This window comes from Skermanella sp. (genome assembly GCF_059503625.1).
Window position 1 is genome coordinate 1 of the sequence record NZ_JCACHA010000712.1, and the last position, 11,282, is coordinate 11,282.

Here is an 11,282-nt window from a genome sequence, read left to right on the forward strand (position 1 = left end):
GGCTGGCGGCTTATTGCCAGCAGAAGGGTATCCGGCTGGTGTCAGACGAAATCTATCATGGCATCAGCTATGAGGAGACGGCGGCCTCGGCGCTGGCCGTCACGGAACAGGCGCTGGTAATCAACAGCTTCTCCAAATACTTCTCGATGACGGGATGGCGCCTGGGCTGGATGGTGGTGCCCGACGATCTGTCGCGCTCCATCGAATGCCTCAGCCAGAACCTGTTCATCTCTCCGCCGAGCCTGTCCCAGCATGCCGCCTGTGCCGCGTTCGACTGCACGGAGGAACTGGACGCCAACGTCGAGCGCTATGCGCAGAACCGGGCGCTGTTGCTGGAAGAGCTTCCGAAAGCCGGTTTCGACAGCTTGGCCCCGGCGGACGGCGCCTTCTACATCTACGCCGACATATCGGCGATGACGGACGACAGCGAAGCCTTCTGCCGGCGCATGCTGGTGGAAACCGGCATCGCAGCCACTCCGGGAGTGGATTTCGACCCGCAGCGCGGCCACCACTTCATGCGGTTCTCCTTCGCCGGGGCCACCGCCGATATGGCCGAAGCGGCAAGGCGGCTGAAGGCTTGGCGCAGTACCGGCGGCATTTGATTTTGATAATGTGAGCCGGATAGTTCCGGCTTGTCGGGATCGTGCTTGTCGGGCCTCTTCAGCCCGACATCGACGTTACTCCCGATTTGAGCCTAATGAGAAGCCGGGGTCATGGCCCCGGCTTCTCATTACCTCGACCCTACGTCAGCCGGAGATCAACTCCGGCTCCACCAGCCGCGGCGCGGCGGAGCGGTAGGCTGGCTCTCCGGATCTTCCTGATTCTCCGCAGCAGGCTCCGCAGCCTGCTCCGACTCCGGCGGCAGGTCCGGTTCCGGTGCCGGCTCGACCGGGCCGGGAGCTACGTCCATGAACAGATCGTCGCCGGCGCTCGGCTCCTGGGGCAGCGGCGCCGGGACCGGCTCGGGAATCTGCTCCGACGGAGCGGGTTCCGCGGGCGCCGGTTCCGCTGCGACGGAGGCCGGAGCCTCCGCTGCGGGTTCGACGACCTTCTTCTTGCGCGGGGCACGCTTGGCCTTCGGCTTGGCCGGAGGAGCCTCCTCGGCTGCCGGCTCGGCCGCAACCGGGGCAGGAGCTGCCTCGGCTGCGGGCTCGGCGACCTTCTTCTTGCGCGGCGCGCGCTTGGCCTTCGGCTTGACCGGAGGAGCCTCGGGCGCAGCTTCCGGAGCGGTCACTTCCGCGACGACGTCTGCCGGAATGGCCGGCTCGCCGACCGTGACGGGCTCGATCGTCTCTGCCGCGGCCGGCAGGGATTCCGGCTCGGGCACAGGCTCCGGTTCCGGTGCTGGCACCGGTATCGCTTCCGGCTCCTCTACCTGAGTCGGCTGCTGAGCGACCGGCTCGGGCTGCGGTTCAGGCTGAGGTTCTGCCGGGGTGTGCAGCGGCGGCAGGTCGAGGTCCTCGAACGGATCGCCGAGATCGTCGATATAGACGGGAACGTTGACCGGCTCGGGAGCCGCAGGAGGAGCCTCGGGTGCAGGCTCCACCGCGACCGGAGCAGGCTGGCCATCCTCCGACGGCTGCTCGCCGTCCTCGGCGTAGCCATTGTCGAACTCGCCGTCCAGCCGGCCGCGACCGCGCCTGCGTCCACCGCGCTTGCCGCGGCGGCGCTTCTTGCGGAGACCGTTGGCGTCGGTTTCGAACGCTTGGCCGTTCTCACCCTCTTCGCCCTCGTCACCTTCCTCGCCATCATCCTCGAAGGATGCATCGGCGTCGATCTGTTCGGGCGTAAGGTCCTCGCTGCCCTCTTCGGCCTGATCCTCGGAGGTTTCGTCCCGGTCTTCCTCGCCCTGCTCGTCGGTCCGGGCTTCCGGACGGTCGTCGAAACGGCGGCGGCGGCGCGACCGGCGGCGGCGGCGGTCGCCGCGTTCGTCCGTCTGTTCCGTGGCTGCAGCTGCGGCAACCGGAGCGGCAGGTTCGGCAACCTCCACGACGGGTTCCGGCAGATCTTCGGCATCGTCTTCCTCGGCCTCCGCCTCGCGTTCGAGCAGGCGGTCGGTCTCGGCGAAGATCCGTTCGGTGTTGATGATCGGCGAGATCTCCTCGCCGGCCTGACGCGCCTTGATCCGCTCCAGACGGTATTCCGGCGGGATCAGCGTGTCGTCGCCGAACAGGAAGACGCGGAAACTATAGCGGCGCTCGATATCGGCGAGGGCGTCGCGCTTCTGGTTGAGGATGTACAGCGCTATTTTGGTCGCGACATGGACCGTGATCTCGCTGGAGCGCTTGCGGATGCCTTCTTCCTCGATCGCCCGCAGGACATAGAGGGCGGCGGACTCGATCGAGCGGATCATGCCGGTGCCGGCGCAGTGCGGGCACTTCTCGAAATTGGTTTCCATCAGGCTGGGGCGCAGCCGCTGACGCGACAGTTCCAGCAGTCCGAAGGGGGAGATGCGGCCGACCTGGATGCGTGCCCGGTCGTTCTTCATCGCCTCCTTGATGCGGCGCTCGACCGACGCGTTGTTGCGCGCGTCTTCCATATCGATGAAGTCGATGACGATCAGACCGGCAAGGTCGCGCAGGCGCAACTGACGGGCGATCTCGTCGGCGGCTTCCAGGTTGGTCTTGTGCGCCGTCTCCTCGATGTTCCGTTCGCGGGTCGAGCGCCCGGAATTGACGTCGATGGCGACCAGAGCTTCGGTCTGGTTGATGACGATGTAACCGCCCGACTTCAATTGGCAGACGGGGCTATGGATCGCATCGATCTGTGTTTCCACCTGATAGCGGAAGAACAGCGGGATCGTCTCGTCGCGGTAAAGCTGGACCTTGCGCGTGTGGCTCGGCATCAGCATGTGCATGAAGTCACGGGCGACGCGGAATCCGTTCTCGCCCTCGACATGCACTTCGTCGATGTCGTTGGTGTAGAGGTCGCGGATCGAGCGCTTGATCAGGTTGGCTTCTTCATAGATCAGCGCTGGCGCGCTCGACTGGAGCGTCAGGTCGCGGATGCTGTCCCACAGCCTGAGCAGGTATTCCAGGTCGCGCTTGATCTCCGGCTTCGTCCGCTCCATCCCCGCCGTGCGCAGGATGACCGCCATGCCTTCCGGGATGTCGAGATCCGACATCATTTCCTTCAGGCGCTTGCGGTCCTGCGGGTTGGTGATCTTGCGGGAAATGCCGCCGCCCCGCCCGGTGTTGGGCATCAGGACGCAATAGCGGCCAGGCAGCGACAGGTATGTCGTCAGCGCCGCACCCTTGTTGCCGCGCTCTTCCTTGACGACCTGGACCAGCAGGATCTGCCGGCGCTTGATGACTTCCTGGATCTTGTAGCTGCGCAGCGGACGCGGACGCCGGCGCTGGGCGTCGTCCGCCTCGTCGCCGCCGAGGTCGTCCACCGATCCGCCCTCGGCCTCGCTCCGGTTGCGGTCCGCGCGGCGGTGGCGGCGCGAGCCGTCGTCTTCATGGTCGTTTTCGGTATTCTCGCGGTCCTCGACGCTGTCGGACCGGTACTGCCCGCCCTCCATAGAGGCGCCTTCGCTTACGGCAGGTTCGGTTCCGGCACCCAGCTCGGCGGCCGGTGCCGATCCGGGCACCGGATGGATGACGGCCTCCACCGGGGCATCGAAGCGCGGCGCATCGTAGGAGGGCTGGACCGCGTCGCTTTCCGACGGTTCGTAAGGCTCGCTCCGCTCGTCGCGCGGCAGGTTGGCGGGCTGGTAGGTCGTCGGCTTGTCGTCGCCGTCCTCGTCCGGACCGGCGTTCCCGCCATTGTCCTGGCCATCATCCTGATTGCCGCTGTCCTGAGCCGCTCCATCCTGGGACTGGGGATCCTCCGGAGGGGTGGTTTCCGGTGCCGGCTCGTCGGGGGCGAACCAGTCCAAGGGAACGTCGCCGATATCTGGCTGGGGCGCCGGCTCCTGGTAGGGAGCCTGTCCGGCGGGGCCGCTCTCGTAAGGCGGCTGTTCGCCGGCGCCGGGGATGTCGGCTTGCAGCGCTTCCGCTGCCGGCTCGCTTTGCTGGCTGGACCGGTCGTGGCCGGAGTGCGGCCCTGCGCCGCCGTTGTCGTCGCCGCGCGGGCCGCCCCGGAAGGAGCGGCGCTGGTTGCGGCCGGGGCGGGGGTCGCCCATCTCCACATCGCCGCCGGCGCTTTCCTCGCGCTCTTCCAGGTCGCGTTCCTGGGCGAGCAGCGCTTCGCGGTCGGCGACCGGAATGCGGTAGTAATCGGGGTGGATTTCGGAAAAGGCCAGGAAACCGTGACGGTTGCCGCCATATTCGACGAAGGCCGCCTGGAGCGAAGGCTCCACCCGCGTGACCTTGGCGAGATATATGTTGCCTTTTAACTGCTTCTTGCTGGCGATTTCGAAGTCGAGTTCGTCCAACTTGTTACCATTGACCACGACAACCCGAGTCTCCTCGGCATGTGTCGCGTCAATCAGCATGCGCTTTGCCATATGTTTACCCCATGACGCCGCCGGGCCCCCGCGCGACGAACGGGTGGCGGCGCGTCATCGTAAAAAGCGAAGCGTTCGATGCCGGCTCGACCTTGTCGTCTAACGGCGCTTTCCACAGCAGCCAGGACGGGTAGAGCATCATGCACCGGACTCCAGCCTTTCGGGGCTGAAGCCAGCTTCAAGGTTTTTCCTTCAACCGCATATTCCGTAAGCGTCACCCAACCGGTGCGCTGCCAGAAAAAAACCAAACGCGGCAGCGCGTTACCCGAGAGCGACGCCGCCGTTCCCAAAACGGGATTGGCGGAATGCGGTATGTCGCACCCCTACCATAATAGGGGGCGGCACTTTCCTCAATGATAGAATTGTCGCTGTCCGATCAAGGACCCTCAACCGTGATTGCGCCGGGGGAGGGGGTCAGGGAGGGTAGGGAGCGGCGATGTCCTCAAATAACGCTGAATCTTATCAACACGCTTGAACACTTTGATTCTCCTGGAGTATAGCTATCATAAAGTTTATCGATCGGCCCCTTTCGGAGAGCTACGCTGCGCGCGCTGTCCATGATCCTGGCGGTATTCACCCTCGTCGCGGCTCTGGCGTGGCCTGCCGCTGCGCGCCCCACGGTGGTCGACGTCAGGCTGGGCGTGCATCCGGACAAGACCCGCTTCGTGATGGAAGTCACTGATCCAGTCGATTTCCGGGTCTTCACGCTGCCGGATCCCTACCGCGTCGTCGTCGATTTTCCCGAAATGACCTGGAACGACCAGGCCAACCAGTCGAGCGGCACCGCCGGATCCGTCCTGAACTACCGCTATGCGCCGTACCGGCCCGGAACGATGCGCCTGGTGCTGGAGGTCGCCGGTCCCGTACGTGTCCGCGAAGCCTTCATGCTGCCGCCGCGGGACGGCAGGCAGCCGCGCTTCGTGCTGGACATCGAGCCTGTCAGCGCGGTTGTCTTCGCGTCAGAGTTGGGCAGGTCCCACGGTACCCACGTGGCGGAACAGGCGCCCGGCTCGACGTACACGTTGCCAGTATCCACCGGAGCCGCCGTCGTCAGCCGTGCCGTGCCGTCCTTGCCCGAGTCGCCGATGGATACGGTCGCGGTCACGATGTCGCCGGTGACGGCGGCGGTGATCCCGCCGCAGATGCCGCCGGGGCTCCGTTCCGGACCCGACGAGGGCTCCGCATCTTCCACGACGCTGGCGGCGCTGGGCGCCGTGCCGCTCCCGCCGAAGCGCCCGGGATCGAGGACGGATGCGCGGCGGGTGGTCGTTCTCGATCCCGGGCATGGCGGCGTCGATCCCGGCGCCGTCAGCGTGACGGGCGCTTTCGAGAAGGACCTGACTCTGGCGATGGCCCGAGTCGTCAGGGATCAGCTCACCGCCACCGGGCGCTACCGCGTCGTGATGACCCGGGACAGCGACGTCTTCCTGCGTCTGCGGGACCGGGTCGCCAAGGCGCGGGAGGCGGGAGCCGAGCTGTTCATATCGCTCCACGCCGACTCGATCGGCAGCAGCGACGTGCGCGGCCTGTCGGTCTATTCCCTGTCGGAGAACGCTTCCGACCGTGAAGCGGCGACGCTGGCGGCGCGGGAGAACCGGGCCGACGCGCTGGACGGCATCAACCTGACCGCCGAGAACGACGAGGTCGTGAACATCCTCATCAGCCTCGCCCAGCGCGACACGATGAACCAGTCGCGCCGTTTCGCGAACATGCTGGTCGACGAGATGGGGCGGCAGACCCGGCTGGTGCCCCGCCCGCACCGCTCGGCCGGATTCGCCGTCCTGACCGCTCCGGATATCCCGTCGGTACTGGTCGAACTGGGGTATCTTTCCAGCCCTCAGGACGCGAAGCTGCTGGGGCAGACGGAACACCGCGGACGAATGGCGCGTTCCATCCTTCGGAGCATCGACGGGTATTTTGCCGCAAGGACCGGCATCAGCCGGTCATGATCTCAACATAGCCGTATTCGATCTGCTAGACTGCCGGCTGGACCGTGTGACGGCAGATGGACAACTGCAACTGAGCGGCGGCAAGCAAGCGCTGGCCAGGGTCGAAACTCGCAGTGACGGACGGCGCTATGTCCGGGCGCTGTTTTTTCTCGTGGAATACTGATGCGCATTTTTCTTGGGATACTGTCGGCGCTTCTGCTCATCGTCGTGGTGGCTGCCGGTGGCGCGGTGTTCGCGATCCATCACTTCAGCCAGGGCCTGCCGGAATACGCCCAGCTCGCGGACTACCAGCCTCCCACGGTGACGAGGGTGCATGCCGGCGACGGCCGGGTGCTGGCGGAGTTCGCGACCGAGCGCCGCGTGTTCATCCCGATCGAGGCGATGCCGAAGCGCGTGATCCGCAGCTTCATCTCCGCCGAGGATCAAAACTTCTACAGTCATCGCGGCGTGGATTTCGGCGCCGTGCTGCGCGCCATCGTGGTCAATGTCGAGAACGTCGCCACGGGCCGGCGGATGCTCGGCGCTTCCGGCATCACCCAGCAGGTCGCCAAGAATTTTTTGCTGACCAACGAAGTGTCGTTCGAGCGCAAGATCAAGGAAGCCATCCTGGCCTTCCGGATGGAACAGACTTTCAGCAAGGACCGCATCCTCGAGCTGTACCTGAACGAGATATTCCTCGGCAACCGCTCCTACGGCGTCGCGGCTGCCGGCCTGAACTACTTCAACAAGCCGCTGGACGAGCTGACGATCGCGGAGGCGGCCTATCTGGCGGCGCTCCCCAAGGCGCCCAACAACTATCACCCGGTCCGTCAGCACGATGCCGCCGTCGCCCGGCGCAACTGGGTGATCGGGCGCATGCATGAGGACGGCTACATCACGGCGGAGGAGGCGGAGCAGGCCAAGGCCGAACCCCTCGAGGTGCGCCGCCGCGAGGAGACCGACTACGTCACCGCCGATTACTTCGCCGAGGAGGTGCGCCGCCAGCTCTCCTCCCGGTTCGGCGAGCAGCAGCTTTACGAGGGCGGTTACTCGGTCCGCACGACCGTCGATCCCAAGCTTCAGGATGTGGCGACCAAGAGCCTGCGCGACGGTTTGATCGCCTACGACCGCCGTCACGGCTGGCGCGGTCCGGTAGCGAAGCTGGAAAGCTTCGACAACTGGTCCAAGCAGCTCGCCGAAACGACCGTCCCCGCCGGCGGCGAGATCTGGCAGCTCGCCACCGTACTGGAGGTCAACGCCGACCATGCCGAGGTCGGCATCGCCGACGGCGGCCGGGGCCGTATCCCGCTGGCGGAGGTGAAGTGGGCGCGCAAGTGGATCGAGGGCGAACGTCTGGGACCGGAGGTGAAGCAGGTCGGCGACGTGCTCGCCAAGGGAGACGTCATCCTGGTCGAGCCGGTCGCGAAGGACGCCAAGGGCAAGGACCTTCCAGCCGGGACCTTCGGCCTGCGCCAGATCCCCGCCGCCCAGGGCGGTCTGGTCGCCATGGACCCTCATACCGGGCGCGTCCTGGCGATGAGCGGCGGCTTCAGTTCCAAGATCAGCGTCTTCAACCGCGCGACCCAGGCGATGCGTCAGCCCGGTTCCTCGTTCAAGCCCTTCGTCTATATGGCGGCACTGGACAACGGCTTCACGCCGTCGACCCTGGTGATGGACGCTCCCTTCGCGATCCAGCCGGGACCGGGACAGCCGTTGTGGCGCCCTCAGAACTACTCCGAGGACTTCCTCGGCCCGACGACGTTGCGGGTCGGCATGGAGAAATCCCGGAACGTCATGACGGTCAGGCTGGCGAACAGCGTCGGCATGGACAAGGTCGTCGATTACGCCAAGCGGTTCGGTATCGCCGACAAGCTTCAGCCTGTCCTGTCGATGTCGCTGGGGGCCGGTGAAACCACCGTCCTGAAGATGACCACCGCCTATTCGATGATCGTCAACGGCGGCAAGAAGGTGGTGCCGACATTCATCGACCGGGTTCAGGACCATACCGGCAAGACGGTCTTCAAGCACGACATGCGGCCCTGCGACGGCTGCTCCGGCGTCGCGTGGTCGCCGGACCTTGCGGTGCCGGATGTGCCCGATGCACGGGAAACCGTGATCGATCCCCGGACCGCCTACCAGATGGTTTCCATCCTGGAAGGCGTGGTTCAGCGGGGCACCGCCAAGATGGTGTCGTCCATCGGCAAGCCGCTGGCGGGCAAGACCGGCACGACCAACGACGCGAACGACGCCTGGTTCGTCGGTTTCTCGCCCGATCTGGCCGTAGGGCTCTATATCGGCTTCGACCAGCCCCGGCCGCTCGGCGGCAAGGAGACCGGCGGATCGATCTCGGCGCCGGTCTTCAAGGACTTCATGTCGGTGGCGCTGAAGAACGAGCCCGCGACCCCGTTCCGCATGCCGCCCGGCATCCGTCTGGTCCGGGTCGACGCCGCGACCGGACAGCTGGCCGAGCCGGGTCAGCGGAACGCCATCTGGGAAGCCTTCAAGCCTGGAACGGAACCGCAGCCGGGCGAACATTTCGTCCTGGACGGCAGCGACGTCGCATCGGGCGGAATTCCCGGCGGCGGCTATCTCCAGCCGCCCGGCAGCGTGCCGCCGCTTGGGCAGGGAAGCGGACCGCAGGAACCGGCATCGTCGGGGACGGGCGGGCTCTACTGACGGGCGAGCGGCGAGCGAGGGGCGGCCAAGCCGGCCGGCGCCAGCGATTGGGTCTTGGCGTCAAGGCCGGCAGGGTCTAAGTAAGCGTCATCGAACCGCCATCCCTGAAACTTAGCGACGAGGAGGCCCGCCATGCGAGCCGAGATCGAAGCAGCCGCTGAAGCGATCCGAGAGTCGCTGGCGCTGCTGAGGAGGCACCTTTGACTGGGAAAATGCAGTCAGGCGCCTCGACGAACTGAACGCCATTTCCGAAGATCCCAACCTTTGGAACGATAGCGAACGCGCGCAGACGGTGATGCGCGAGCGCACCCATCTGGATACCTCCGTCAACGGCTACCGCGCGCTCGAACGCGAGCTGAGCGACAGCATCGAGCTGATCGAGATGGGCGAGGCCGAGGGCGACGAAACCGTCGTCAAGGACGCCGAGAACGCCCTGCTGGCGCTGAAGGACAAGGCTGCCAAGCTGGAACTGGAAAGCCTGCTTTCCGGCGAGGCCGACGCCAACGACTGCTACGTCGAAGTCAACGCCGGCGCCGGCGGTACCGAGGCCCAGGATTGGGCCGAGATGCTGCTGCGGATGTATCTGCGCTGGGCGGAGGCCCACGGCTACAAGACCGAGTGGCTCGAAGAGAGCGCCGGCGAAGAAGCCGGGATCAAGTCCGCCACGGTCCAGATCAAGGGCCACAACGCCTATGGCTGGCTGAAGACGGAGGCCGGCGTGCATCGTCTCGTCCGCATCAGCCCCTATGACAGTCAGGCGCGCCGCCATACCAGCTTCGCCAGCGTGGCCGTCAGCCCGGTGATCGACGACAAGATCGCGATCGAGGTGCTGGACAAGGACCTTCGCATCGATACCTACCGGGCGTCCGGTGCCGGCGGCCAGCACATCAACAAAACCGACTCCGCGGTCCGCATCACGCATATTCCGACCAATATCGTGGTGCAGTGCCAGCAGGAGCGGTCGCAGCACAAGAACCGCGCCAAGGCCTTCGACATGCTCCGCGCCCGTCTGTACGAAGCGGAACTGAAGAAGCGGGAGGACGCGGCGGCGGCGCTGGAGGCCACCAAGTCGGACATCGGCTGGGGGCACCAAATCCGCTCCTACGTGTTGCAGCCCTACCAGATGGTCAAGGATCTTCGAACCGGTGTCGAAACCAGCCAGAGCGGTGCCGTGCTGGATGGCGATATCGACGAGTTCCTGGCTGCCGCCCTGGCCCAGCGGATCAAGGGGCAGGGGGACAGCGAAGCGGCCTGACGGTGTGCCAACCGGAAATGAGGTGTCTCGAATGAAGGGTATGGGCTTGTGTGCCGGCGCGATGTTGCTGGCACTGACGGCGGACGGTCCGGCATGGGCCGCCTGCGCGACGACCCAAACCCCCATGGTGGAGGGGATACAGCGCGAACTGGCCGTCAACGGCTTCGATCCCGGTGGAATCGACGGCCGTTTCGGACCGAAGACGGCGGAGGCGATCCGGACCTATCAGCGGGCAGCCAGGCTGCCCGTTACCGGCTGTCCCAGCCAGGAACTGCTCGATCATGTCAGTTTCCACCTTCCCAAGGTCTTCGCCCGCTCAAGGCCGGCGACGCCGACGGTCGAGACCGAAGTTCAGGAAGGCTTGACCATGCGAGGCTTCTATGTCGGAGCCGTGGACGGCCGCATCGGCGCCCGTACCCGCGATGCCATCCGCCAGTACCAGCGGGAAGCCAACCTGCCTGTCGACGGTCAGGTCACGCCGGAGCTGGCGCAACGGTTGCGAGACGATCATACGGTCAAGGCTCGGTAGAAAGCGTGATCGAAGATGTCGGCATCCTTAGGTTACAGATAAATTGCCGCACTGTTACCGGATAGACATCTAAACCCGGTCCATGTCATTCAAAAGCGTACTAAGCGACAGGCTGCCCGGCTGTTCCAATCTAGGGACGGGGCAGCCGGTCCGGAGCTTTCGGATGCCAGACCAGAACATCTACAACGATGCCTTGTTCTTTGAAGGTTACAGCAAGCTCCGGTGGAGCGAAACCGGCTTGAACAAGGTGATGGAAGAGCCGGCGATCCGTTCGCTGATGTCCGACCTCGCAGGCAAGCGGGTGCTCGATCTCGGGTGCGGCTTCGGTCATGTGGCGCGGTATGTCCGGAAGGTGGGAGCGTCGAGCGTGCTTGCCGTCGACATATCCGACCGGATGATCGAGGCGGCTCGTCAAGCGACCGACGATCCCGCTATCCTGTATGC

At 65.5% G+C, this 11,282-nt stretch carries 8 protein-coding genes; 6 read left to right on the top strand and 2 right to left on the bottom strand.

Annotated elements, in window-relative coordinates:
• Positions 1-602: aminotransferase class I/II-fold pyridoxal phosphate-dependent enzyme (locus AC5JJ6_RS23840; RefSeq protein WP_496044444.1), on the top strand; the 602-nt coding region annotated here is incomplete at its 5' end.
• A 155-nt stretch (positions 603-757) separates the two neighbouring features.
• Here AC5JJ6_RS23840 and AC5JJ6_RS23845 read toward each other — a convergent pair.
• Both AC5JJ6_RS23845 and AC5JJ6_RS23850 read right to left on the bottom strand, forming a co-directional pair.
• Positions 758-4,450: an Rne/Rng family ribonuclease gene (locus AC5JJ6_RS23845; protein ID WP_496044445.1), complete on the bottom strand. Its 3,693-nt coding sequence runs from the start codon at positions 4,448-4,450 to the stop codon at positions 758-760.
• Between the two features lie 4 nt (positions 4,451-4,454).
• Positions 4,455-4,592 carry a hypothetical protein gene (locus tag AC5JJ6_RS23850; RefSeq protein ID WP_157599310.1) on the bottom strand — a complete coding sequence of 46 codons (138 nt, stop codon included), beginning with the start codon at positions 4,590-4,592 and terminating at the stop codon, positions 4,455-4,457.
• Positions 4,593-5,007: 415 nt separating this feature from the next.
• Between AC5JJ6_RS23850 and AC5JJ6_RS23855 the strand changes: the two genes are divergently transcribed.
• From AC5JJ6_RS23855 to AC5JJ6_RS23875, 5 genes are all read left to right on the top strand, one after another.
• Entirely contained in the window at positions 5,008-6,399 is a 1,392-nt protein-coding gene (locus AC5JJ6_RS23855) for an N-acetylmuramoyl-L-alanine amidase (protein ID WP_496044446.1), read from the top strand.
• Positions 6,400-6,561: 162 nt separating this feature from the next.
• The gene (locus AC5JJ6_RS23860) at positions 6,562-9,054 is read left to right on the top strand and encodes a penicillin-binding protein 1A (RefSeq protein WP_496044447.1); all 2,493 of its coding nucleotides are present in this window, start codon (positions 6,562-6,564) and stop codon (positions 9,052-9,054) included.
• 132 nt (positions 9,055-9,186) lie between these two features.
• Positions 9,187-10,309, top strand: a protein-coding gene (gene prfB / locus AC5JJ6_RS23865; RefSeq protein ID WP_496044448.1) for a peptide chain release factor 2 whose coding sequence is annotated in 2 segments (ribosomal slippage) — positions 9,187-9,255 and positions 9,257-10,309 — 1,122 coding nt in all. Because the reading frame shifts where the segments join, the coding sequence is not laid out codon by codon here.
• A gap of 31 nt (positions 10,310-10,340) precedes the next feature.
• Positions 10,341-10,838: a peptidoglycan-binding domain-containing protein gene (locus tag AC5JJ6_RS23870; protein WP_496044449.1), complete on the top strand. Its 498-nt coding sequence runs from the start codon at positions 10,341-10,343 to the stop codon at positions 10,836-10,838.
• Between the two features lie 163 nt (positions 10,839-11,001).
• Positions 11,002-11,282 (top strand): class I SAM-dependent methyltransferase (locus tag AC5JJ6_RS23875; RefSeq protein ID WP_496044450.1); only part of this gene is annotated, 281 nt, incomplete at its 3' end.

Coding starts and splice junctions, on each gene's coding strand:
- AC5JJ6_RS23845 (WP_496044445.1), bottom strand. CDS start 4,450: ATGGCAAAGCGCATGCTGATTGACGCGACACATGCCGAGGAGACTCGG.
- AC5JJ6_RS23850 (WP_157599310.1), bottom strand. CDS start 4,592: ATGATGCTCTACCCGTCCTGGCTGCTGTGGAAAGCGCCGTTAGACGAC.
- AC5JJ6_RS23855 (WP_496044446.1), top strand. CDS start 5,008: ATGATCCTGGCGGTATTCACCCTCGTCGCGGCTCTGGCGTGGCCTGCC.
- AC5JJ6_RS23860 (WP_496044447.1), top strand. CDS start 6,562: ATGCGCATTTTTCTTGGGATACTGTCGGCGCTTCTGCTCATCGTCGTG.
- AC5JJ6_RS23870 (WP_496044449.1), top strand. CDS start 10,341: ATGAAGGGTATGGGCTTGTGTGCCGGCGCGATGTTGCTGGCACTGACG.